Origin of the sequence: Allochromatium humboldtianum (assembly GCF_013385175.1) — a bacterium.
In the GTDB taxonomy this organism is placed as follows: domain Bacteria; phylum Pseudomonadota; class Gammaproteobacteria; order Chromatiales; family Chromatiaceae; genus Thermochromatium; species Thermochromatium humboldtianum.
Genome location: NZ_JABZEO010000001.1, coordinates 505,008 through 528,384 on the forward strand (window position 1 = coordinate 505,008; position 23,377 = coordinate 528,384).

18 protein-coding genes and 3 tRNA genes are annotated in these 23,377 nt (G+C 60.8%); 5 read left to right on the forward strand and 16 right to left on the reverse strand.

Annotated elements, in window-relative coordinates; genetic code table 11:
• Positions 1-96: 96 nt before the first annotated feature.
• From HW932_RS02370 to HW932_RS02400, 7 genes are all read right to left on the reverse strand, one after another.
• Positions 97-4,431: a PAS domain S-box protein gene (locus tag HW932_RS02370; protein ID WP_176974889.1), complete on the reverse strand. Its 4,335-nt coding sequence runs from the start codon at positions 4,429-4,431 to the stop codon at positions 97-99.
• The gene (locus HW932_RS02375) at positions 4,428-4,886 is read right to left on the reverse strand and encodes a response regulator (RefSeq protein WP_176974890.1); all 459 of its coding nucleotides are present in this window, start codon (positions 4,884-4,886) and stop codon (positions 4,428-4,430) included. The genes HW932_RS02370 and HW932_RS02375 overlap by 4 nt, the downstream gene beginning before the upstream one ends.
• A 31-nt stretch (positions 4,887-4,917) precedes the next feature.
• Entirely contained in the window at positions 4,918-6,363 is a 1,446-nt protein-coding gene (locus HW932_RS02380; protein ID WP_176974891.1) for a sensor histidine kinase, read from the reverse strand.
• Between the two features lie 137 nt (positions 6,364-6,500).
• On the reverse strand, positions 6,501-8,234 hold the full coding sequence (gene ilvB, locus HW932_RS02385) for a biosynthetic-type acetolactate synthase large subunit (RefSeq protein WP_176974892.1): 1,734 nt from the start codon (positions 8,232-8,234) through the stop codon (positions 6,501-6,503).
• A gap of 70 nt (positions 8,235-8,304) precedes the next feature.
• Entirely contained in the window at positions 8,305-8,784 is a 480-nt protein-coding gene (gene dsrE2 / locus HW932_RS02390; RefSeq protein WP_176974893.1) for a sulfur carrier protein DsrE2, read from the reverse strand.
• Positions 8,785-8,906: 122 nt separating this feature from the next.
• Positions 8,907-9,137 (reverse strand): sulfurtransferase TusA family protein, encoded by a 231-nt coding sequence (locus tag HW932_RS02395; RefSeq protein WP_176974894.1) that lies wholly within the window; start codon positions 9,135-9,137, stop codon positions 8,907-8,909.
• Between the two features lie 116 nt (positions 9,138-9,253).
• Positions 9,254-9,577 (reverse strand): rhd_2599 family sulfurtransferase, encoded by a 324-nt coding sequence (locus HW932_RS02400; protein WP_176974895.1) that lies wholly within the window; start codon positions 9,575-9,577, stop codon positions 9,254-9,256.
• A gap of 105 nt (positions 9,578-9,682) precedes the next feature.
• On the opposite strand from HW932_RS02400, the gene cysG reads away from it, so the two are divergent.
• Complete coding sequence (cysG, locus tag HW932_RS02405) at positions 9,683-11,104, forward strand: siroheme synthase CysG (RefSeq protein ID WP_176974896.1); 1,422 nt, start codon at positions 9,683-9,685, stop codon at positions 11,102-11,104.
• 20 nt (positions 11,105-11,124) lie between these two features.
• On the opposite strand, the gene HW932_RS02410 is transcribed toward cysG, so the two are convergent.
• The 7 genes from HW932_RS02410 to HW932_RS02440 all read right to left on the reverse strand — a co-directional run bounded on the left by HW932_RS02410 (position 11,125) and on the right by HW932_RS02440 (position 17,231).
• Positions 11,125-11,589, reverse strand: a complete 465-nt coding sequence (locus tag HW932_RS02410) for a hypothetical protein (RefSeq protein ID WP_176974897.1) — start codon at positions 11,587-11,589, stop codon at positions 11,125-11,127.
• Positions 11,590-11,707: 118 nt separating this feature from the next.
• Complete coding sequence (locus HW932_RS02415) at positions 11,708-12,184, reverse strand: Uma2 family endonuclease (RefSeq protein ID WP_176974898.1); 477 nt, start codon at positions 12,182-12,184, stop codon at positions 11,708-11,710.
• A 143-nt stretch (positions 12,185-12,327) separates the two neighbouring features.
• A complete protein-coding gene (locus HW932_RS02420) occupies positions 12,328-13,224 on the reverse strand; it encodes a hypothetical protein (RefSeq protein WP_176974899.1) in 897 nt (298 codons plus the stop codon).
• A 9-nt stretch (positions 13,225-13,233) separates the two neighbouring features.
• Positions 13,234-14,304 (reverse strand): phospholipase D-like domain-containing protein, encoded by a 1,071-nt coding sequence (locus tag HW932_RS02425; RefSeq protein ID WP_176974900.1) that lies wholly within the window; start codon positions 14,302-14,304, stop codon positions 13,234-13,236.
• An 85-nt stretch (positions 14,305-14,389) separates the two neighbouring features.
• Complete coding sequence (locus HW932_RS02430; protein ID WP_176974901.1) at positions 14,390-15,346, reverse strand: AAA family ATPase; 957 nt, start codon at positions 15,344-15,346, stop codon at positions 14,390-14,392.
• 156 nt (positions 15,347-15,502) lie between these two features.
• A complete protein-coding gene (locus HW932_RS02435; RefSeq protein WP_176974902.1) occupies positions 15,503-16,612 on the reverse strand; it encodes an RNA-guided endonuclease InsQ/TnpB family protein in 1,110 nt (369 codons plus the stop codon).
• On the reverse strand, positions 16,596-17,231 hold the full coding sequence (locus HW932_RS02440) for an IS607 family transposase (RefSeq protein ID WP_176974903.1): 636 nt from the start codon (positions 17,229-17,231) through the stop codon (positions 16,596-16,598). Before HW932_RS02440 ends, HW932_RS02435 begins: the two co-directional genes overlap by 17 nt.
• 648 nt (positions 17,232-17,879) lie before the next feature.
• Between HW932_RS02440 and typA the strand changes: the two genes are divergently transcribed.
• Positions 17,880-19,691 (forward strand): translational GTPase TypA, encoded by a 1,812-nt coding sequence (typA, locus tag HW932_RS02445; RefSeq protein WP_176974904.1) that lies wholly within the window; start codon positions 17,880-17,882, stop codon positions 19,689-19,691.
• A gap of 192 nt (positions 19,692-19,883) precedes the next feature.
• Here the strand turns inward: typA and HW932_RS02450 are convergent, their stop codons facing one another.
• Positions 19,884-21,239: an OmpP1/FadL family transporter gene (locus tag HW932_RS02450; RefSeq protein ID WP_176974905.1), complete on the reverse strand. Its 1,356-nt coding sequence runs from the start codon at positions 21,237-21,239 to the stop codon at positions 19,884-19,886.
• Between the two features lie 209 nt (positions 21,240-21,448).
• Positions 21,449-22,786 (reverse strand): UDP-glucose dehydrogenase family protein, encoded by a 1,338-nt coding sequence (locus tag HW932_RS02455; protein ID WP_176974906.1) that lies wholly within the window; start codon positions 22,784-22,786, stop codon positions 21,449-21,451.
• Positions 22,787-22,982: 196 nt separating this feature from the next.
• On the opposite strand from HW932_RS02455, the gene HW932_RS02460 reads away from it, so the two are divergent.
• The 3 genes from HW932_RS02460 (at position 22,983) to HW932_RS02470 (ending at position 23,301) form a co-directional block, all read left to right on the forward strand.
• Positions 22,983-23,067 (forward strand) — tRNA-Tyr (locus tag HW932_RS02460).
• Positions 23,068-23,122: 55 nt separating this feature from the next.
• Positions 23,123-23,196, forward strand: a tRNA-Gly gene (locus tag HW932_RS02465).
• Between the two features lie 29 nt (positions 23,197-23,225).
• Positions 23,226-23,301: transfer RNA gene (locus HW932_RS02470), tRNA-Thr, on the forward strand.
• The last annotated feature ends 76 nt before the right edge of the window (positions 23,302-23,377 follow it).

Below are 23,377 nucleotides of genomic sequence, written 5' to 3' on the forward strand. Positions count from 1 at the left end.
CGGGCGGCTTGGCGGTGAGCGCAACCTGAGAATGCATTGATTGGCTCAAGCATCAGCATAGACCAGCTCGCCTCGGCCGGGTCGTGCCGGATGGGTTCAGGTCGTGCCGGATTCGATCAGTGTGCGCAGGGTCTCGCGGGCGGCTTGATAGTCGAAGTCCTTGATCTCGGCGCCGAGGCGTTCGACGCGCTCGCCAAGGGCGCGTCTCAGGAGATCCTGATGACGGGCATAGAGCGGATTGGCCTCGGTGTCGTCCGTGTCGAGCAGTCCGGCGAGTCGGGTGAGGATCGCGGCGACCTCGGCCGCGTCGACGGGGGCGCCTGCGCCGTCCGTGTCGTCGGTCGTCTCGGCTTGGCCGCCCATCCATCGGCTCGCGCCGATCTCGGCGAGCAGTGCGTCGAGGGCGTCGGCGAGTTCGAGCGCCAGGCGCGGGGCCTCGATGTCGAGTGCGCGCGCGCGCTTCTCGGTCTCCGTGGCCAGGGCATGCACGGACTTGGCGAACAGATTGCCCGTCGTGCCCTTGAGCCGATGGGCGATGAAGACCAGCCGGTCGCGGTCGCCCTGATGGGCGGCCTCGCGCAGCAGGTCAGCCTGATCCTGATTGGACTCCAGCACCGCACGCAACAGACGCGGGATGAAATACGGGTTGTGCGCATAGCGCGACTCCAGTGCCTGCCACTCGATCCAGGTGTCCGGGGTCGAAGTGGCCGCGATGTCCGGCGCATCGGTCCGTGCCGGCCCCAGGGGGCGTTTCCGGCAGCACGATGCTTCGGCCTTGTCCCTGGCTGATGGGCGGTGTCGAACATGGCGCAGGATGATGGCGATGAGCTGCTCGATGTCGACCGGCTTGGCGATGTGATCGACCATGCCGGCTTGCAGACAGAGGTGGCGCTCGGAGTTCAGGGCGTGGGCCGTCAGGCCGACGACCGGCAGCTCGGGGGCGAACTGATGGAGGCGCTGCGTGGCCTCCAGGCCGTCCATCACCGGCATCTGGATGTCCATGAGCACCAGATCGAAGGCGGTCGGTCCCTCGCGCTCGACGCAGTCGACCGCCTGACGTCCGTCCTCGACCAGGGTCAGGTCACAGTCCTCGGCGCTCAGCATCTCCTCCAGCACCAGCCGGTTGGCCGGGTTGTCCTCGGCGGCCAGCAGACGCAGTCCGCGCAGGCGTGCGCCGGCGCGTTCGGGCACGGCGACCTCGGCGGCGAGCCGACCGGGTCCGATGGCGCCGCGCGGCTCGATCAGCGGCAGACGCACCTCGAAGCGCGTGCCCTCGCCGAAGCGGCTCCGGACGTGGATCTCGCCGCCCATCAGCTCGACCAGACGCTTGCTGATGGCCAATCCCAGACCGCTGCCGCCGTAGCGGCGCGTGATCGAGCCGTCGGCCTGCTCGAAGGGCTGGAAGAGATTGGCCAGATAGTCCTCGCGCATCCCGATGCCGGTGTCCTCGACGCTGAAGACGAGCCGGCCTTCCTCGCGCCGGATGCCGAAGGTGACGGCGCCCCGATCGGTGAACTTGACGGCATTGGAGAGCAGGTTGGCCAGTACCTGGGACAGGCGCAGATCGTCGCCCATGAAGGTCGCGGGCAGGTTCGGGGTTTCTTCGACGCTGAAACGCAGTCCCTTGTCCTTGGCCCGGGTGTTCAGGAGATCCATCGAGCGCTCGATGACCGCGCGCAGATCGACCTCGGCATCGTTGATGGCGAGCTTGCCGGCTTCGATCTTGGAGAAGTCGAGGATGTCGTTGATGATGCCGAGCAGCAACTGACCCGAGTCGAGGATGCGCCGGAAGAAGGCGCGGACCTTGTCCGGGTCGGTCTCGCGCGCGCCGATCTGGGCGAAGCCGAGCACGGCGTTGAGCGGAGTGCGGATCTCATGGCTCATATTGGCCAGGAATTCGCTCTTGAGGCGTGCCAGACGCTCGGCCTCGGCCAATGCCGCCTCGCGCGCGGCCTCGGCCTGTTTCTGAGTCGAGATGTCGATGAAGCTGACTACCGCACCGACGATCTCGCCCTCGCGCCGGATGGGGTGCGAGGAATAGGATACGGGCAGCATTGTGCCGTCGGCGCGCCAGAAGACCTCGTTGTCGCCGCGCCGTACCTCGCCGTGCAGCAGGGTGCTGTGCAGCGGGCAGTCCTCCATCGCATAGTGGCGGCCATCGACGTGGCTGTGGTGGAGGATCTCGTGGCTGGAACGGCCCAGAAGCTGCTCGGGGGCATAGCCGAGCATGGCGCAGGCGGCCGGGTTGACGAAGGTGGTGCGCCCCTCGACGTCGACGCCATAGAGTCCGTCGGCGCTCGATTCCAGGATCAGCCGGCTGTGTTCCTCGGCCAGCCGCAGTTCGCGGGTGCGGGTCTCGACCAGGTCTTCGAGATGCCGGCGATAACGGTCCAGTTCCTCCTGAGCGCACTTGAGATCCGTGATGTCCTCCTTGACTGCCAGATAGTGCGTCACCCGGCCGTCGGGCTGGCGCACAGGCGAGATGGTGGCCAGCTCGACATAGAGTTCGTCGTCCTTGCGCTTGTTGTGCAGCTCGCCGCGCCAGACCTCGCCGCGCTGGAGCGTGGCCCAGAGGTCTTCGTAGACTGCGCGCGGCGTCTGGCCGGATTGCAGCAGGCGCGGATTCTGCCCGATGGCCTCCTCCAGGCTGTAGCCCGAGACGCGGGTGAAGGCCGGATTGGCGTATTCGATGCGCGCTTCGAGGTCTGTGATGACGATGCTGGTCGGGCTCTGCTCGACGGCCAGCGAGAGCTGGTGCAGCTTCTCCTCGGTCTGGCGGCGCTCGGTGATGTCGAGATGGGTGCCGGCCATGCGCACGGGGCGTCGATCCGGCCCCCACTCGACGACCTTGCCGCGATCGAGGATCCAGACCCAGTGCCCGTCCTTGTGACGCATCCGGAACTCGCATTCGTAGTAGGACGCCTCGCCCCGAAAATGGCTCTCGAGTCGCTGTTTGGCGAGCACGAGATCTTCCGGATGGCAAAGGTCTTGCCAGTTCTCGATGCTGGTCGGCTCCAGCTCCGCGAGGCGATAACCCAGCATTCCGGCCCAGCGCTCGTTGAATTGGGTCTCGCCGGTCTGGACCTTCCAGTCCCACATGCCCAGCTCCGACCCCTCCAGTGCCAGTTCCAGGCGCTCGCGGCTCTCCTCCAGGGCCAGCTCCAGGTTGCGCCGTTCGGTCACGTCGTCGTAGACGGCGACCAGCTCGCCATGCGGCAGGCGATAGACGAAGTTCTCGCGCCAGCCCTGGATACGCCGGTCGCGATAGAGTTGCGGCGGGATGTGCTCGGCGCGACCCGTGCGCCACACGCGCTCGAACACGGCCAGGAAGCCGCACTCATCCACGCCCGGAAAGACCTCGGTCAGTCGCCGCCCGAGCAGTGTGTGCGCTTCGACGCCCTCGATGTACTCCACGGCATGATTGAGATCGCGGATGATGAAGTCGCGCCCGTCCTCGATGGCCTCGTAGATGCAGACACCGCTGCGCATGTGCTCGAAGAGCGCGTGGAACCGCGCCTCGCTCTCGCGCAGATCCTGTTCGGCGCGGCGCTGGCAGAGGATGCGCCAGAGCTCGTTGGCGACGAGCTGGAGGGTCTCGACGTCCAGATCCGTGTAGGGTAGGGCCTTGTTGCCGATGCCGAAGATCAGGACCACTCGTCCGCCCTCGATCACCGGCAGACTGATGAAACGCTCCAGGGTGATGTGTCCTTCGGGCAGTCCGCCCCGCTCGGCGGCCGCCGGGTAGTCGTTGACGACGATCGGGCGCTGCTGGCGCAGGGCCTCGGCCCAGAGGCCGGCCTGTTCGACCGGGTAATGCAGGGGGGGCTTGGCGAGACAGCCGCCCTCGAGTGTGCGGTGCGACCAAGTGACCAGATCGATGGCGGTCTGATCCTCGCTGACGCGATGGATGAAGGCGATCCGGCTGCCGGTCAGATCCTCGACCAGCGTCTGACCGAACTGCAGGAACTCGGCCTCGCCTAAGCGTTCGGCGACGCGGGGCAACTCCAGCAATCCCGAGGCGCGTCGGGCCATGAGCCGCAGATCCGTGCGCTGGCGGGCCGCTTCCAGGGTACGTTCGAGCGCCTCGGGCAGGCGGGTCAGACGATCCTTGAGGATGTAGTCGCCGGCGCCGTTGCGCAGCAGCTCGACGGCGCTCTCCTCGCCCAGGGCACCGGTGACGAAGATGAAGGGCCAGTCGGGATCGCGCTCATGGGCCAGCTCCATGGCCGTGCGTCCGTCGAAGTGTGGCAGACCATAGTCGGCCAGGATCGCATCCGGCTTGAAGTCGCCGAGCGCGGCGAGAAAATCCTCGCGCGTCTCCACGCGGCGCGACTCGAACTCCAGCCCCGCGCGACGCAGGACACGTTCGTTGAGTTCGGCATCGGCCGGGTTGTCTTCCAGCAGGAGCAGGCGTAATGGACGGTCAGTCAAGTCGAACGGATCTCCGGTGGCACACGGTTGACCAGCACCCAGTACATTCCCAACTCCGCGACGGTGCGGGCGAATTCGTCGAAGGCGACGGGCTTGGCCACGAAGCTGTTGACGCCCAGCTCGTAGGTGGCGACGACGTCGCGTTCCTCATGCGAGGAGGTCAGGATCACGACCGGCAACTCGCGCGTCTCGGGGTGGGCGCGGATCTCGCGCAACACCTCGATCCCATCGACCTTGGGCAGACGCAGATCCAGCAGTACGACGCGCGGCAGCGTGTTTGGGCTATGGGTATAGTCGCCGCGATGGAAGAGGAAATCCAGCGCGGCGGCGCCGTCCTTGACCCATTCCAGACGATTGGCCAGATTGTGCTTGCGCAGGGCGCGCATGGCCAGTTCCGCATCGTCCGGATTGTCCTCGACCAGCAGGATGTCCACCATCGAGTCTTTCGTGACCATGTCGTCGATCCTCCGCGTTCGCAACCGCTGCTCATGATTCAAGATCGATTGGGAGGCTGAACGTGAAGCACGCGCCGCCATCGACAGCGCCGCTCGCCTCGACCTGTCCGTGGTGTTTCTGCACGAAGCGCTTGACGATCGCCAGACCCACGCCCGTGCCCTCGAACTCGTCCATGCCGTGCAGGCGCTGGAAGAGCACAAAGAGCTTGGCGGAATAGGCCGGATCGAAGCCGGCGCCATTGTCTCGCACACTGTAGCGGATCAGGCCCGCCTCCGTTCGGGCTTCGACCCGGATCAGGGCCGGATCGCGGTCGCGCGTGAACTTGAGGGCGTTGGCGAGCAGATTCTGCCAGATCTGGCGCATGGCGCGCGGATCGCCCTGACAGACGGGCAGGTCGTCGCGCTCGAACCGGATCGGGCGTCCGCTCGCCGTCTCCAGGAGATCCGACCAGACCTCGTCGACCATCCGGTTCATGTCGATCGGCATCCACTCCATCGCCAGACGTCCGGCGCGCGACAGGGCCAGGATGTCGTCGATGAGCCGTTCCATTTTCTGCGCGTTAGCGCTGACCACGCCGAACAGACGCAGCCCCTCGGCATCCAAGGTCGCGGCATAGTCCTCGCGCAGGATGCCGATGAAGCCGTCGATGGCCCGTAGCGGCGCGCGCAGATCGTGCGAGACCGAATAGCTGAAGTTCTCCAGATCCTGGACGGCCGTTTCCAGATCGCGTGAGCGTTCATCGCGTGCCGCCTCCGAGGCGGCCAGACGCCGGACCATGGCGTTGAAGTCGCTCGCGAGCTGACCGAATTCGTCCTCGCCGGTCAGCTCGAGTTCCTGCGGCAGCCCATCCGGGCCGAGTCCGCGCGTGCCCTGACTGAGGGTGTGCAGCGCCGTCCCGATGCGATCGAGCATGGGGTGGGTCAGCCACAGCACCAGGACGGCCGTCAGCGTCAGCAGCCAGAATTCGCGCTGCCAGAGCCGCTCGCTGTGCTCGACCAGGGCCGCACGCGCGGTCTGATGGAGGGCCCGCAGTCGGGTGTCGAGCGCATCGAGTTCGGTCATCAGAGCCTGCTCGACCTCGGTGATCTGCGGCACCGCGATCCACTTGAGCATGGGCACCGTCAGGCCGTCGAGCATCTCGTAATGGATGCGCGCCATGAGCAGACGCCGGTCCAACTCACGCACGGTTTGGCTCATCCCCGGTTCGTCGCGCCAGACCGCGAGATCCATCACGCCGAGATTGACGATCTCCAGCGCGTCATAGCCGTCGTAGCGGATCTCGTTGTCGCGCGTGGCCAGGATGCGTCGGCTCACGTCGCGTACATCGCGGAGCGCCTCGCGCATCGCGTCAGTCTTCAGCGCCAGGTCGCTCAGGGCATTGAGCCGATCCTGACCGCGATAGATAGTGACGCCGAAGACGATTGCCACCAGTAGCGGCAACAGACCGATCAGCTTGAGTTTCGCTTTGATGCCCATGAGTCGCGTTCCTCGCTGATGGCACGGGTTTTCCCTGCCTTCTAAGCTTAGCGCGTGTATAGGTGCGACGATGGGACGTAGTTGGGATTTTCGATCTTAGCCCCTCCCCTGGCGGGAGAGGGGTTGGGGAGAGGGAGTCAAGATTCGATCATCTGCTCCAGGCTGTGCCCAGGGCGGATCATCGGGATGACGTTCTCAGCCCGATCGATCCAGACGTCGACCAGCACCGGCCCAGGTTCGGCGAGCACGGCGGCGATGTCTTCGCGCAGGGTCGCGGGATCGCGCAGACGCACCGTTTTGAGGCGCGGATAGACGTATTTGAGTCCGGTCAGGTTGGGGATCTGGCGCCGGCAGCTCTGATCGAGGTCGATGCAGTCCGGATCGCATTCGGTCGTGCGCGCCAGACAGGTCTCGTAATGATGGCCATCGTCCATCATGTCTTCCCACTGGCGCACCATGCCGAGGAAGCTGTTGTTGAGGACGAACATCTTGAGCGGAATCCGGTTGGCGACCACGGTGCCCAATTCCTGGATGTTCATCTGGAAGCTGCCGTCGCCGTCGATCAGAACCACCGGATGCGTGGGGTCGCCATACCAGGCGCCGACCGCCGCCGGCAACCCAAAGCCCATGGTGCCCAGCCCGCCCGAGCTGATCCACTGACGCGGACGGCGGAAGCGGTAGTACTGGGCCGACCACATCTGATGCTGGCCGACGCCAGTGACCAGGGTCGCCTCGCCGCCGGTCAGCTCGGAGATGACCTCGATGGCCGCCTGCGGCTTGATGTACTCGGACTGGCCGTAGGGCGGCATCATGCGCTGGCGCCATTCGCCGATGAGCGTCATCCACTCGGGATGACGCGCCGAGCGTCCCGAGGCCAGGGCATGAGCGAGGAATTCGTCGAGCGTCGCGACCAGATTGAGATCGGTGGCGATGGTCTTGTCGATCTCGGACGGGTCGATGTCGACATGGGCGATGCGCTTGCCCTCGGCGAAACCGCGCACCGCGACCCGATCGTCGAAGCGCCCGCCGAGCGAGAGGATCAGATCGGCATCGCGCAGGGCATAGTTGGCCGGAACGGTGCCGTGCATCCCCGGCATCCCGAGATTGTAGGCCAGCTCGAAGGGCAGGGCGCCGAGCGCATTGAAGGTGGTCGTCACCGGCACGTCGAAGCGTTCGGCGAAGCGTTGCAGGGCCAGCGCGGCATTGGCGTGGATGACGCCGCCGCCGGCCTTGACCACCGGGCGCTCGGCGCGGGCGAGCGCCTCCAGGATGGCATCGGCGCGCGCGGCATCGAAATCGACGGACTCGCGGTGACGCGCACGCGGCACGTTGGCCGTCTCCAGCGTCGTCAGTTGCACGTCCTTGCAGATGTCGACCACCACCGGCCCCGGACGTCCGTGCATGGCCAGGGCATGGGCCTCGCGCAGCACCCATTCCAGATCGGCCACGTCCTTGACCAGATAGTTGTGTTTGGAGATGGGGCGGGTGAGACCGACCATGTCCACTTCCTGGAAGGCATCGGTACCGATCGCCCGACTCGGCACCTGGCCGGTGATGAAGAGCGTGGGCAGCGAATCCTTGTAGGCGTCGGCGATCGGCGTGATCAGATTGGTCGCGCCCGGCCCCGAGGTCGCCAGCGCCACCCCGACCCGACCGCTGGCGCGTGCATAGCCCTCGGCGGCATGTCCGGCGCCGCCCTCCTGCCGGCAGAGTATGAAGCGCGGCACGGCTGTACCGGCGCGCAGACGCTTGTTGATCTCGACATGGATTGGGATGACGGCTCCGCCGGTATGTCCGAAAATGGTCTCGACCCCGAGATCGTTGAGGACGTCGAGCAGGATGGCGGCGCCGGTACGGTTGTCGTTAGGCATGTCGGGCAGGAGGGCTTCGATCAGTGGAACGGAGCGACCGGGATCGCTCCGGACGTGCGGTTCAGAGACTTCAGATGTAGAGACAGATGTCGCTCTCGCCGGCGAACTCGAAGAAGGCCGCCGCGCCGGCGTACTCGACATCGTCGATGAACTCGGCTTTCGGCATATCGAAGAGATCGACGGTCATCTGACAGGCGATCATCTTGACCTCGGCCTCAAGACAGAGCTCGCGCAGCTCCTCAATGCTGGCCACGCCCTTGCTCTTCATCTTCTGCTTCATCATGGCGGTCATCATGCCCTGCATACCGGGCAGCGCCAGACCGAGCACCGGGAACCACTTGTCCATGCCCATCGGCATCGGCATGCCGGGGTTGCCCAGCGGCGTGACTTCCAGGTTCGGCTTCTTCTTCAGGAGTTGCAGCCCGTAGAAGGTGAAGAAGACCTGCACCTCATAGCCCAGGGCGGCGGCCGTCGAGGCGAGGATGAAGGGCGGGTAGGCCCAGTCGAGCGAACCCTTGGTGGCGATGATCGCCAGTTTCTTTTGTTCCATCGAGTCCTCCACGCGGCGCCTGGGTCAGGCTCGCGGATCATGTTGTTTTGGATAGCCGTCTGTCGTGCGGAGCGGGCGTTCGAACCTGATGTCGGGCTTCAGGTTCGCGCCGTGCGGATCGATCAGGACTTCTTGATCAGGAAGTGGAACTTGCCGCCTTCTTCCTTGGACTCCACCAGCTCGTTGCCGGTCTGCTTGGCGAAGGCGTCGAAGTCCTTGACCGAGCCGGGATCGGTGGCGATGACGTGCAGAACCTGACCGCTGGACATGGCGTTCAGGGTCTTTTTGGCGCGCAGGATCGGCAGCGGGCAATTCAGACCGCTTGCGTCGAGTTCTTGATCGAAATCAGCCATCGGAGCCTCCGTCAATTACTTATTTCAGTATTTCAGTAAAAACAAGAATTCGCGGTTATAGGCGAATCCACCGTAAAAAACAAGGGAGCCGTCGGATCGGCGGATCGGTGCTTGGGTCAGTCCTCGGGAGCGACGATCGGCAGGCCGTGACGTGCCCAGGCGATGATGCCGCCGCGCAGGTTGAGCACGCGGCCATAACCCTGCTGCATCAGGTAAGCGCAGGCCTGGTAGGAGCGCGCGCCGCTGCGGCAGTAGATGACCACGTCGCGATCCTTGGGGATCTCGCTCATCCGGATCGGGATCAGGTGCATCGGCAGTTGCAGGGCATCCGGGATCATGCCCTGGGCGATCTCGGCCGGGGTGCGGATGTCCACCAGCAACACATCTTCAGTATCCGTGAGCCGCTGGCTCAGAGACTCGGAATCGATCTCGTTGACCACACTATCGTCCTACCCTAAAACAAAGTATTTAAGTATATTAAGGATTTTCTAAATCTAACTCAACGGAGCCACGCGGCCCCTTCCCACCTTCAGCCAGAGAGCACCATGGATCTACTGCCCATCTTTCTCGACATGCAAGGCCGTCCATGTTTGGTGGTCGGCGGCGGCGCTACGGCGGCGCGTAAGGTCTCCAATCTGCTGCGCGCGGGGGCGGCCGTGACTCTGGTGTCGCCCGAGCTGTGCGACGCGCTGGCGCGTAAAGTCGAATCTGGCGCATTGCGGCATGAGGCGCGCTGCTTTGCGCCTGAAGATATCGCTGGTCAGCGGCTCGTCATCGCGGCGACCGATGATCGTGCAGTCAATCGACAGATCGCGCAACTCGCCAATGAGGCCGGAATCCCGGTCAATGTGGTCGACGATCCGGATGCCTGTACCTTCGTGTTGCCTTCGATCGTCGACCGCTCGCCGGTCACGATCGCCGTCTCCAGTGGCAAGACATCACCCGTGCTCGCGCGGATGCTGCGCACGCGCCTCGAAGCGCTGATTCCGGCTGGGTATGGGCGGCTGGCCGAGTTGAGCGGGCTTTATCGCGAGCGGGTCAAGGCGCGGTTCAGCGAGCAGCGCGATCGGCGGAGGTTCTGGGATCGAGTGCTGCAAGGCGCTGTCGCCGAGCGCATCCTGGCCGGCCAGTTCGAGGAGGCCGAAGCCGTGATCGAGAGCGAGCTTGCCCCGGATGCACTCGAGCGCGACATGGGCGAGGTCTATCTCGTCGGCGCCGGTCCCGGCGACCCGGATCTCATCAGCTTCCGCGCGCTGCGTTTGATGCAGCAGGCCGATGTCGTCGTTTATGACCGGCTGGTCGCGGCGCCCATTCTCAATATGACGCGACGTGATGCGCGGCGTATCTATGTTGGAAAGGAGCGCAATCATCACGCGATGCGTCAGGAGGAGATCAACCGCCTGCTCGCCGACTTGGCCAAGGACGGACATCGGGTGCTTCGGCTCAAGGGCGGTGATCCCTTCATCTTCGGGCGCGGCGGTGAGGAGATTGACACCCTGGCGGCTGAGGGCGTGCCCTTCCAGGTCATTCCGGGCATCACCGCCGCCTCGGGTTGTGCGGCCTACGCGGGCATCCCGCTGACGCATCGCGACTATGCCCAGTCCGTGACCTTCGTCACCGGGCACCTGAAGGACGGCACCATCGATCTGAACTGGCCGGCGCTCGCTCAACCGCATCAGACCGTCGTTTTCTACATGGGGCTGGTGGGGCTGCCGGTCATCGTCGAGCGGCTGATGGCGCATGGTGTCCCTCCCGAGATGCCCATCGCCCTTGTTCAGCAGGGCACGACACATCTGCAACGTGTTTACACGGGGACGCTGGCGACGATTTGCGAACTCGTCGAAGCCGATCCGCCGTCGCCGCCGACGCTCCTGATCGTTGGTGAGGTCGTCAAGTTACGCGATAAGCTGAACTGGTACAGTCCGCCGGATGAGCCATTGCAGGGAGCGACGACTTCGATCGTATGATCGGGGCGCGTGCTGAGTCATCAGTCGCGCGATCTGGAAATCTGGCGCGCACAGGCATCGAGTAGGGGTTGATCGTGAATGATCAGGGCCATCTGCGGATGGCTCAGATGGATGCGCAGTCCATCGCAGCGTTCGACGGCCGTCCAGGGGATGAAGACCGCGCCGCGCGGACCTCCGGTCCAGCCGCCGTGACGTCCCCGCACCCAGAAGCCCTCGTCGTCGAAGCCGACATCGGTTCTGGCGTAGCTCGCGCGTCCTGACTGATTCGAGGCGAAGTCGTATTTGCGCCCTGAGGACTGGACCAGGGTTACGTTGGTCGGGCCTTGGGAGTGGCGCAGTTCTCTTGAGCCGGCGTCATGGTAGCTTTTCAGATGCGACCAACCGGAATAGCCATTGGCGAGCCAGTACATCAGCGTCGGCCAGAGGATGAGGCTGACGGCGAACAGCCAGAGTATCCATTGCGGTGGTTTGGTCTGTTGTGTCATCTTGGCCGCTTCGAGCAGTGAAGGCGCTAGGGGTTGTGGTGACAAACGATGTGAGCAACCTGCTTGGATGGTGGTTTGCGTTGAGCAAGAATGAAAGAGTGTCGGCTGCCGCGACTTGTTAAGCCTCTACGCTTTGCGGAAAGCTGGGGCAAAGCACTGAATTTGATAGTTTTCCATCCGCCCGATAAAAAAGCATGGCGCCTGTTTCCTCGCAAATCCAGACCTCTTTGGCGCCTTGTTCAAAATACAGGCTCCTTTTGTCGATCAGTTCCGCCAGTGTGTTGCTTGGGGAGGCAACTTCGACCACGATTTCTGGGGATGCGGGATAGGGTGTTGATTTTCCGTGTCGATTCAAGAAGTCTGTCGAGCACCAAACAACATCTGCAACTTTGACGTTTTTCGATGTTTGGATGCTGCACTCAACAAATGCTTTGCCTGAAGTTAATTTCATCTTTAAGATGAACGCTATTTCTGTTTGCAACATGCCATGCGAGTTGCTGGCAGGGCTCATTTCTATTTTCCCCCATTCGTTTAGCTCAATTTTGAATGGAAGGTTCGATAGGGTTGGGTCATTGACAACCGAAGTCCAATCCATTTTTGCACCAGTATTTTTTGAGAGTTGATTGCCGAGCGCTGCAAATCGAACGCGCGAATTGCTAATGTAAGCTAAGTCTGAACTGTTATGTAATAAGTTTTTGTTGGGCGATCATTTTAGTCTGCCACTGTTTTCTTTTAGGGTTATTTAATTGTCTCTAGTAAGTCATTAACTGTTTCTAGCAAATAATCAGAGTCCGCAATGATTTGGGGTTCAAGTTTGTTTTTAGAAAAGAAATCCTTAAGTGCGGTTAGCCCTATAGGGTCAATATATACTTTTAACAATGCGTAGGCTATCAATTCGGCGCGTAAATTTTTATAGTGTTCGAAAATGAAATGAACGCCATATTCTCTAACGCAAAACACAAAAGCGCGCCGTTGCAGCCAAAGGTCAAAAGCTTCAAAATCTGGTATATTTTTAGGTGGCTCTAAAGCAATTTTTTTTATGGTTTCAGATTCATGGGCGTGCTGAGATAAATATAAGAAAGAAATAAATGCAAATGGGAATATTGCATTGAATTTTTCCTTGTTTTTGGTGTTGCTCAAATCTAAATTTTTTCCTAAAATCCACCATTTGTAGTAAAAATTTAATGTATCAACGCTTTTGCTTTTTAAGTTATCTTTTTTTATAAATTTGCTCCAATTGTACTCGCTTTTTAAAGATTCTGGTTTTAACAACAAACTCCACGAGTTTAATTCAGGGTGCTCTGCTGCCTCAGCAAAAAAATTTCCCCAAAGCTGAGGCGTTAGATGTTGCAATATTACATTGCGCTTTTCAGGCTCGTAGCCAAAATACATGAAAGTTTCAATTAAGCGACAAAATGCTATTCTTTTTACGGGGTCTATTAAAAATCTAGCTCCTTTTCTTTGGATCATATTGTGAAACAGTAACGCAAAATTATCTAATTCTGACTCGATCAGATAAATTATTGCTGTTATGTCGTCAACCTCAAGGTGATTTAAATCCGTCTGAGCAATAGCGCCCTCCGCTATTTTTGTTGCATAATCAATAGCTAAACCTTCGGTGCAGTAGCCGCACATATATTTGCCTTAAGCATTGATTGCTGTTTGTTCTTTTATGATTTTTACAGCATCTGCAAGTAAAATATATTTTCCATATTCGCTGCCAATCGCTAATTCACTATTCCATATTTTATTTATATGGCTTTTCAGATATTTGGCGAAATATGCAGCTTCTTTATCTCCAAACTGATAGCCCATCAGATGTTCTTCCTGGCAGCATACAGCTAAAATACCTGTTGATCCATCGCAATACTCAAATTCTATGTCGTGGGTTCTTGTAAATACTCCATAACATCGCAATACACCGCTTGGGTCATAATGCAAATCTATTAATTTAGCATTATTTGGCAGCTCTGGCCATTCGTACATTGGAGGAATTTTTATTGACTTATGCTGTTGTTTTTCTGTTAAATTTTCTTCATATGTCTGATACGCTTCTTGCGCTTCATCTGAAAAGCAATTATTGCGATATATAGCTAAAAAAACTCGTCTATCTAAAAGATCTGATAAGTTGAAATTTTCAATAGAGAATTTAGTGGAGTGCTTAGCTAGTTTTTTGCTTAATCTTGTTGATCTTCTTTCTTTCCATTTTAGCTTTGCTTCATCAATGTCTTTGTCTTCAATTTTGCGAGAATTCTCCCATAATGTATCAAACCAATTTTTAATTGATTTAATTTGATTGATATCGCTGGTTAATAAGCCAGCCTCTTCCCAGCCAGAAAGCTCTTCATTTCCTTCTAGATTTAATCGATTGCTTGAAAAATTTGCTGAACCGACAAGGGCTTTTTTATTGCCAAATAAAACTTTAGCGTGCAGCTTGTCATTTTGTTTTATAAGAACGCCTTTTTTTTGAATTGCGTCAATTACAGATGGATTGGTCGCACCGCTTCGTAAATTACATATTAATTTAACGCTTTTTTTAAGATCAGGTTGCGAAAAAATTAGTTCAGCACCACTTCCTAAAAATGCTATTGCTGCTAAGATCTCTTCTTCTTCTGCGAATATGGAATTGACTACTTGCTCATAGGTGGAAGACGTGACAAACATATAAAAATCTCCTTGACTCAAAGACTTAGCGACAAGCAGCTTAGATGCCATCTTTTTCTATGCATATTCACTAAATCACAATCAGCCTGTGCGTAGAAAGTAGATGGTATCAAGGGTCTTGTTTAAACCCAAACCCTCACGGAATCGCCACCAAACTCAACAACCGCTTGATAAACGCATCTGTCGTCACCCCTTCGGCCTCGGCCTCGAAGGTCAGCAGAATGCGATGACGCAGAATCTCCGGCGCGACCGACTGGATATGATGCGGCGCTACGAAACTCTCCCCATCCATCCAGGCCCGCGCCCGCGCACAACGCGCCAGCGCAATACTCGCGCGCGGCGAAGCCCCGAAACGACACCAGCGCCCCAGATCCCGGTCATAGAGCTTCGGATTGCGCGTCGCCTGCACCAGATCGACGATATAGTGATGCAACTTGGGATCGAGATAGAGTTCAGCCACAGCCCGCCGCATCGCAAACAGCTCGGCCTGACTCAACCGCTTGGCCGGCGGCGCGGGACTATGCTTCTGCTGCTCACCGTCGAGTTCCAGAATCCGTAACTCCTCGTCACGGCTCGGATAGGTCACGACCGCCTGCATCAAAAAGCGATCGAGCTGCGCCTCGGGCAGATGATAGGTGCCCTCCTGCTCGACCGGATTCTGGGTCGCGAGCACCATGAAGATCTGGGGCAGGGGATAGGTCTTCTGACCGACCGTGATCTGATGCTCGGCCATCGCCTCCAGCAACGCCGACTGCACCTTGGCCGGCGCCCGGTTGACCTCATCGGCCAGCAGCAGATTGTGAAACAGCGGCCCCTGACGAAACTCGAACTCGCCCTTCTCGTGGCGATAGATGTCGGTGCCGATCAGATCCGATGGCAACAGATCCGGCGTGAACTGAATGCGGTGGAAATCGCCCTCGATCGACTCGGCCAGCGCCTTGACCGCCGTGGTCTTGGCCAGCCCCGGCATACCCTCGACCAACAGATGACCATCGCTCAGCAGACAGACCAGCATGCTGTCGATGAACGCCTGCTGACCGATGATGCGTGAGGCGATGTGATCGCGAACGGCTTGGAGATCGCTTGGCGTCATGCGCGTTATTCTCGGGTCCGATGGTGGCTGGATAGTGCACTCTGGATCGGAGCGGGCCGCGTGCCGCTCATAAAAACCTACCCAAACTTGCACGAAGCTGAATAAGTCTGTTCACGTCGTCAACGCCAGTGCGGGCGAACCCGTCTTACCTGACTCTTACGTGCGTTTAAGGTCTCGCCTGAGCGCGTCGCGACCATACTGATCAAGGTTTTTGGCGGCGTTGAGGTCACGATCCATGACGTGCCCGCAGTCGCAGACCAGCGTGCGCTGCGACAGCGGCATGTCATGGAGTTGACCACAGGCGTGACAGGTCTTGGAGGATGGAAACCATCGATCCGCGATGACGACCGTCACGCCGCGCCATTGGGCCTTGTACTCGATTTGCCGCCGTAACTCGCCAAAGCCGGCATCGGAGACGGCGCGGGCGAGTCGGCGATTCTTCGTCATTCCAGTGACATTCAGGTCTTCGAGCGTGATGACCTGATAGGTGCGGGTCAGTGTGTCGGACAGTTCATGGAGCACCGCCTGACGTTGGTTTCTGATCCGCTGATGCAGCCGGGCCACTCGGAGCTTGGCTTTCGCTCGGCGTCGACTGCCTTTGACTTTGCGCGACAGCGTCCGTTGTCGGCGCTTCAAACGCTTGAGATTCTTCTTGAGCGCTGGGTTGGCAGGGATGACCTCGCCGGTACTCAGGGTCGCCAGATCCTTGATCCCGAAGTCCACGCCGACGGACGGCTGCTGCGGCGCATGCGGGTTGTAGTCCTCGGTCTCGACCAGGATCGAGACGTAGAAGCGACCGGCCGTCTTGCGGATGGTGGCCTGCTTGGTCTGACCGGTGAAGCGCAGCGGTTGACGCAGCGCGATTCGCGTCGGAAGTTTTTCGATACGCAGGGTGCGACCATCGACGTCGAACTTGGCCGGTTCGCGCAGGGCGAAGGCATCGTTGACGTCTTTTTTCTTGAATTGCGGATAGCCGGGGGTCTTGGAACCGGCCTTGACGCGCCGAAAGAACCCCTTGAAGGCGGCGTCCAGATCGTCGATGGCGTTGCGCGTGACGCGGCTGGAGACCTCCGCGTACCAGGGAAACTCAACGCGCAAGACCGTCATGTAGTGCTGATAGGCGGCCGCCTTCGACCACGTCACGCCGGGCTGACTGAAATGATCCAGTAAGTGGTTGTAACAGTGCCGTCGCGCACCGCACGCCTGATTGAGGTAGGTCGCCTGCTCCGGGGTTGGACGCAGCTCAATCTTATGGGCGATCAGCATGGGCCTCGACCGCCTGTTTTACGTCGTCCAACAGTGCCCGGGTCTTGCGCGAGCGGCTGCCGTACAGCCGGGCCGAGAAGACGGTGATGATCTCCAGCACATCGTTGGCCAGATCTTCCTCGAAGGTGGTGTCCTCGCCCTGGTTGAGGATGACGACTTCGACCTGTTTGGCCTCGCAGATCGCGAACACCAGTTCCGCGCCGAAGCGCAGCAGCCGATCGGTGTGGGTGATGACCAGCCGCCCGATGCGCCCCTCCACGATCTCATTGAGCAGGCGCTTGAGTCCCTGCTTGTGATAGTTCACCCCCGAACCCAGGTCAGCGATGAGCTCGAAGGTCCAGCCCTGACGGGCGCAATACAGTTCGAGCACTTGCTTCTGGCGCTCCAGGTCGGCTTTCTGGTCATGGCTGGAGACGCGCGCATAGGCGATCGTGCGCCGGGCGCTCTCCGGGGCGTGAAAGCACTCCGGGCGCAACCGGGCCAAGTCATAGCGCCGCCGCCCGCCGGCGGTGCGCTCATCGGGAATCAGCTTGCCTTCGCGTTCCCAGCGCCGCAGCGTTTGAGCCGCGACGCCGAGGAAATCGGCGGCTTCTTGGATGCTGACCAGTTTGCGTGACATGGTTAAAATATAAATAACTGCGCAAAAATGCGCAACTCGCATTGAAGCTGTTCGAGCCCCGGTCGATCCAGGGTCTGTCTGTCCTCTTGCGCCCTATGCTGAGTCTTTTCCAGAGCCGGTGCAAGTCCGCCGTCCCGACGATTTGTTCACAGGCCGCATCCGCTCGTCCGCCGCGACGATCCCGGCTCCGATCGGCTCAAGCCGATTTATCAATGACTCGCGCAACCGATTGACAATAAACGGCTTTTTCAGGCGGTCAAAATGCGACCGATCTGTTTCGCGTCCAGCAACCACGCGCCCTGGAAGCCGACGAACGAAAGTTGTGCACAGACTTATCCACAGGCTCTGTTGGTATCTCGGAAAAATCCAAGCCGGGCCAAGTGTTGCGGAATCATGACGAGACGCCACCCGAGCAATCGCCGCTAGATCGACCCCAGCCGCGCCTCGCCATCCACCACGCCGACATCCCCCAGCCGCCGACGCGCAAGACACAGCACGCGATTTGCCCATCAAGCGTATATAATCGCCGCCGAGGCCGAATCCAGTCACGTCCATCCCGGCCGCGACCGCCGTTTCCCGCCAGACATCCCGACCCCCAACCCCGAATCCATCGTCAATCCTTAGCCGCCGCGCCCGGAGCCCATTCCTGTGATCGAAACTCTTCGTAACATCGCCATCATCGCCCACGTCGATCATGGCAAGACCACGCTGGTGGACAAGCTCTTGCAGCAGTCCGGCACGCTCGGCGACCGCTTCGGGCCGGTCGAACGGGTGATGGACTCCAACGCGCTGGAGAAGGAACGCGGCATCACCATCCTGTCGAAGAACACGGCGATCCGCTGGAACGACTACCGCATCAACATCGTCGACACCCCCGGACACGCCGACTTCGGCGGCGAAGTCGAGCGCGTGCTGTCGATGGTCGACTCGGTGCTGCTCCTGGTCGACGCCCAGGAAGGCCCGATGCCTCAGACCCGCTTCGTCACCAGCAAGGCGTTCGCGCACGGTCTGCGCCCGATCGTGGTCATCAACAAGGTCGACCGTCCGGGCGCGCGTCCGGACTGGGTCATCGATCAGGTGTTCGACCTGTTCGATCGGCTCGGCGCCAGCGACGAGCAGCTCGATTTCCCCATCGTCTATGCCTCCGGTCTGAACGGCTACGCGGGCCTGACCGACGACGTGCGCGAGGGCGACATGACCCCGCTGTTCGAGGCCATCGTCCAGCACTGCCCGGCGCCCGAGGTCGATCCCGATTCGCCGTTCCAGATGCAGGTCTCGACCCTCGACTACAACGCCTATGTCGGCGCCATCGCCGTCGGGCGCATCCGCCACGGGCGCGTCAAGCCCAACCAGCAGGTCGTCGTGGTCAAGCCCGACGGCACGCGCCACAAGGCCAAGATCGGTCTGGTCTACGGCTATCTGGGTCTCGACCGCCACGAGGTGCCCCAGGCCACCGCCGGCGACATCGTGGCCCTGACCGGCATCGAGGCGCCCGGCGTCTCCGATACCCTGTGCGATCCCGAACACGTCCAGGCGCTGCCGACGCTCACCGTCGACGAGCCGACCGTGACCATGACCTTCCAGGTCAACACCTCGCCCTTCGCCGGCAAGGACGGCAAGTATCTGACCTCGCGCCAGCTCAAGGACCGGCTCGAACGCGAGCTGATCCACAATGTCGCGCTGCGCGTCGAGGAGGGCAACGATCCGGAAAAATTCCGCGTCTCCGGACGCGGCGAGCTGCATCTGTCGATCCTGCTCGAAAACATGCGCCGCGAAGGCTTCGAGCTGGCGGTGTCGCGTCCCGAGGTCATCTTCCGCGAGATCGACGGCCAGATCTGCGAGCCCTACGAGCAGCTCACGGTCGACATCGACGAGACCTCGCAGGGGTCGATCATGCAGGCGCTCGGCGAGCGGCGCGGTGAGCTGAAAGACATGGTGCCGGACGGCAAGGGCCGGGTGCGCCTGGACTACGAGATTCCCTCGCGCGGCCTGATCGGCTTCCAGACCGAGTTCATGTCCCTGACCTCGGGCACCGGACTCAAGTACCACGTCTTCGAGCGCTATCGTCCGGCGCACATGGGCGGCATCGCGCCGCGTCGCAACGGCGCCATGATCTCGAACGCCACCGGCAAGGCGCTCGGCTATGCGCTGTTCAACCTGCAAGAGCGCGGCCGGATGATGGTCTCGCCCGGCGAAGAGGTCTACGAGGGACAGGTGGTCGGCATCCACTCGCGCGACAACGATCTGACCGTCAATCCGCTCAAGGCCAAGCAGTTGACCAACATCCGCGCCGCCGGCTCGGACGAGAACATCCTGCTCACGCCGCCGGTCAAGTTCACCCTGGAACAGGCGCTGGAGTTCATCGAGGACGACGAGCTGGTCGAGATCACCCCGAGCGCCATCCGCGTGCGCAAGCGTCATCTCAAGGAGAGCGATCGCAAGCGGGCGAGTCGGGGGTGATTGGAGGCGGCCTTTGGCCTGAGCTGCTGCCGGTCGTGGTTCCGGGGCGGCTCGCTCGCCGTCGACCAATTCAGTGAAGTCTCCCCTCCCGCTCTCAAGGAGGGGAGGGGATTTCCTGGCAGGGCTTATTCGAAAATCACTTCGAGTCCGGCGCGGTGAGCAGGCGCGCCTCTTGGTGTTGCAGCATCACGTCTAGAAGCGCAGACCGAAACTCAACTCCAGCTCCCACTGATCCATGGCGATATTGATGGACTCGGGGCCGCCGGAGAGTGGCAGCAGACAGCCGCAATCGAGATCGCTCTTGGGGGCGTACATGGCGGCCAGACTGATCTCGGTGCGCTTGCTCAGCTCCTTGGTCAGGCCGAGCGTGAAGTGGTGCTCGATGACCGCAGGCGCGACGACGTTGAAGAGCACGCCATCGGCCGGAACGGGCTGCTTGCCGTAGCTGTAACCGGCGCGCAGTGTCAGATCCGGGCGCATCGCCCATTGCGCGCCGAACTTGTAGACGGTCATGTCGCGCCAGCCGAAACCGATCCCTTGACTGCCGCCCAGGCAGTGGGCCGTATAGCCCTGCATGCACAGCATGATGTTCTTGGTCATGTCGTTGCCGAGCGCATCGACGTCGCCATACCAGATGTGCTGAACGTCGAAGGCGAGCGTGAGATCGGGGCGTGCTTTGAAGGCCAGGCCGATGTTGACGAGTGCCGGTGCATCCAGGTCGCCATCCTCGGCAAAGAGGTCTGAGTACTTGTCGAAGCGCTCGAAGTCGACCTGGGTCTGATAGGCCGCGCCGAGCGAGAGTCGTTCGTTGAGCTGCCACAGTGCGCCGACTTGCAGTCCCCAGCCGAAGACGCCCTCGCGCCCGCGACTCGACAGATTGTCCGGGTTGCCGTCGGCCGCGAGGGAGCCGAGCGACGACAGTCCCTTGGCCTTGAAGGATTGGTAGGCCAGGATCAGCCCGGCGCCGACCGAGAAGTCCTCGGTCAATTTGCGCGAATAGTTGAGATTCAGCGCCAGTTGGCTGAGATCCACGCCGGTGTTGGAATCCGAGGGCTGGGCCATGGCGCCGCCGTAGGTGCCCAGCCGCATGGTCGTGTCCTCTGAGCGGTAGGTGGTGTTCATGCCGCCATTGCCGTAGAGCGAGACACCGATGGCGCTGACGTCGTCGAGCGGTCGGCTGTAGGCGAAGTGCGGGATGAGGAAGAGCTCCTTGTCGCTGTCGACCGTACCCGTGAAATCCGCATCGCTGCCGATCGGAATCGGCGGATTGCCTGGTATGCCGGACTCGGAGGCGTGCTGCGTATAGTTGCGGTGGGGCGAAAACAGAGATGCGCCGATGTCCATCCGTTGCTCACTCAGCCACACAACACCGGCGACGTTCGAGGCCGAGATCATGGCATCCTGCGGCAGGGCGGAACCCGCGCCGGCCATGCCTTTGCTCTTGGTGCCGAAGCCATGCGACATGTAGCCATTGGTGGCCTGGGCGCCGAACGGCATGGCCATGGCCAGGATCAGCCCTGTAGCCAATGTGGAGCGATTGAAACGCATGGGTTTGTCCCCCTCGGTTGAGTGTTATCGTTCGGGTCGTCGGTCCAGTCGTGATAGGCGACGGCGTGAATTTATCACAAGCGCCGATGGCACGATCAGGGTTCGATTGACGAATCTCAATCGAGTCGATTCTGGAGGGGGGGCTGAAAGGGGAGGCGCGGACCAGGCGCCATCGCGTTCAGTGATGGCGGGCTTGGTCCGCGTGGACTTCAGACAGGCGCGAGCGGCGCGCGGCCGATGGAGACATAGGTCAGTCCGGCGGCACGGGCGAGCGGTCCGTCGAGGATGTTGCGTCCGTCGAAGATGACCGGGGTACGCAGTCTGGAGCGGATCGCGTCGAAGTTCGGGCTGCGGAATTGCGACCACTCGGTCACGACTACCAATGCATCAGCACCGTCGACGGCTGTGAGCGCATCGTTGGCCAACGTCAGGTCGGCGCGCTCGCCATAGATCCGCTGGGTCTCCTCCATGGCCACGGGGTCATAGGCCCGGACCCGCGCGCCAGCCTCCCACAGCGCCTCCATCAGCACCCGGCTGGACGCCTCGCGCATGTCGTCGGTATTGGGCTTGAAGGACAGGCCCCAGAGCGCAATGGTCTTGCCGGCCAGGTCGCCGCCGAAATAGTCGCGGATCTTGGTGAAGAGCACCTCTTTCTGACGGAAGTTCACCGCCTCGACCGCTTGCAGCAATTCGGCCTCGTAGCCCAGCCCGCGCGCGGTGCGCTCCAGGGCGCGCACGTCCTTGGGGAAGCAGGAGCCGCCATAGCCACAGCCCGGATAGATGAACTGATAGCCGATGCGCGGATCCGAGCCGATACCGACGCGCACCTTCTCGATGTCGGCGCCGACGGCCTCGGCGATGTTCGACAGCTCGTTCATGAAGCTGATCTTGGTCGCCAGCATGGCGTTGGCGGCATACTTGGTCAGCTCGGCCGAGCGCACATCCATCAGCATCAGCCGGTCGTGACTGCGGTTGAAGGGTGCATAGAGCGCGCGCAGCAGTTCGCCGGTGCGCGGATTGTCGGTGCCGACGATGATGCGATCCGGGCGCATGAAGTCCTCGATCGCTGCACCCTCCTTGAGGAACTCGGGATTGGAGACGACATCGAACTCGACTGTCTGGCCCCGGCTTGCCTGTACCTCGCGCACGGTGTCGGCGACCCGGTCGGCGGTGCCCACGGGCACGGTGGATTTATCGACCAGGATGCGGTACTCGGTCATGTGCTCGGCGATGGTGCGCGCGACCGCCAGGACGTATTGCAGATCCGCCGAGCCGTCCTCGTCGGGCGGAGTGCCGACGGCGATGAACTGGAACAGCCCATGCTCGACGCCGGCCTTGGCATCGGTCGAGAAGTGCAGCCGGCCGGCCTCGCGGTTGGACTGGATCATTTCGTCGAGTCCGGGCTCGTAGATCGGCACCCCGCCGCTGTTGAGCAGATCGATCTTGTTCGGATCGATGTCGATGCAGAGCACGTTGTTGCCCACCTCGGCCAGGCAGACACCCGTCACCAGCCCCACATATCCAGTACCAAAGATCGTTACATCCATCGCTGTAATTCTCGGATAAGCGTAAAGAAAATAGGGTCGAAGCCGCGCATGTTAGCAGCTTGGGCCGCGTGGCTGCATGACGAACGCATTGCAGCGAAACAGCGGGCGTCGGGCTGCCCCGATGGGCGATCTTCGATCTGATGCAAAATACCTGTTGACGGGGTCTGAGTTCACCCCTACAATGCGCCGCTCATTTGGAGGGGTTCCCGAGCGGTCAAAGGGATCAGACTGTAAATCTGACGGCTCAGCCTTCGGAGGTTCGAATCCTCCCCCCTCCACCAAATTGTTCGTTGCGATTGACGTTCTCGCGGATGTCTGGCGCGGCTCGACGCTTTCGCGGGTGTAGTTCAATGGTAGAACCTCAGCCTTCCAAGCTGATGGTGTGGGTTCGATTCCCATCACCCGCTCCAGGTCTTGCATGAAGGTCGCTTGAGTTTTTGCCCATGTAGCTCAGTTGGTAGAGCACACCCTTGGTAAGGGTGAGGTCACCGGTTCAATTCCGGTCATGGGCTCCATATTTTGAATCAGGGTCTTGCGTACCGTCAGGTGCGTTCAGTCGATTTTGTCACATGCGGGGAGCCGTTCATGTCG

What these genes read in the sequence shown, in the direction of transcription:
- HW932_RS02375 (WP_176974890.1), bottom strand. Translation starts at nt 4,886, where the DNA reads ATGGTCACGAAAGACTCGATGGTGGACATCCTGCTGGTCGAGGACAAT.
- HW932_RS02380 (WP_176974891.1), bottom strand. Translation starts at nt 6,363, where the DNA reads ATGGGCATCAAAGCGAAACTCAAGCTGATCGGTCTGTTGCCGCTACTG.
- ilvB (WP_176974892.1), bottom strand. Translation starts at nt 8,234, where the DNA reads ATGCCTAACGACAACCGTACCGGCGCCGCCATCCTGCTCGACGTCCTC.
- dsrE2 (WP_176974893.1), bottom strand. Translation starts at nt 8,784, where the DNA reads ATGGAACAAAAGAAACTGGCGATCATCGCCACCAAGGGTTCGCTCGAC.
- HW932_RS02395 (WP_176974894.1), bottom strand. Translation starts at nt 9,137, where the DNA reads ATGGCTGATTTCGATCAAGAACTCGACGCAAGCGGTCTGAATTGCCCG.
- cysG (WP_176974896.1), top strand. Translation starts at nt 9,683, where the DNA reads ATGGATCTACTGCCCATCTTTCTCGACATGCAAGGCCGTCCATGTTTG.
- HW932_RS02410 (WP_176974897.1), bottom strand. Translation starts at nt 11,589, where the DNA reads ATGACACAACAGACCAAACCACCGCAATGGATACTCTGGCTGTTCGCC.
- HW932_RS02415 (WP_176974898.1), bottom strand. Translation starts at nt 12,184, where the DNA reads ATGGATTGGACTTCGGTTGTCAATGACCCAACCCTATCGAACCTTCCA.
- HW932_RS02420 (WP_176974899.1), bottom strand. Translation starts at nt 13,224, where the DNA reads ATGTGCGGCTACTGCACCGAAGGTTTAGCTATTGATTATGCAACAAAA.
- HW932_RS02425 (WP_176974900.1), bottom strand. Translation starts at nt 14,304, where the DNA reads ATGGCATCTAAGCTGCTTGTCGCTAAGTCTTTGAGTCAAGGAGATTTT.
- HW932_RS02430 (WP_176974901.1), bottom strand. Translation starts at nt 15,346, where the DNA reads ATGACGCCAAGCGATCTCCAAGCCGTTCGCGATCACATCGCCTCACGC.
- HW932_RS02435 (WP_176974902.1), bottom strand. Translation starts at nt 16,612, where the DNA reads ATGCTGATCGCCCATAAGATTGAGCTGCGTCCAACCCCGGAGCAGGCG.
- HW932_RS02440 (WP_176974903.1), bottom strand. Translation starts at nt 17,231, where the DNA reads ATGTCACGCAAACTGGTCAGCATCCAAGAAGCCGCCGATTTCCTCGGC.
- HW932_RS02450 (WP_176974905.1), bottom strand. Translation starts at nt 21,239, where the DNA reads ATGCGTTTCAATCGCTCCACATTGGCTACAGGGCTGATCCTGGCCATG.
- HW932_RS02455 (WP_176974906.1), bottom strand. Translation starts at nt 22,786, where the DNA reads ATGGATGTAACGATCTTTGGTACTGGATATGTGGGGCTGGTGACGGGT.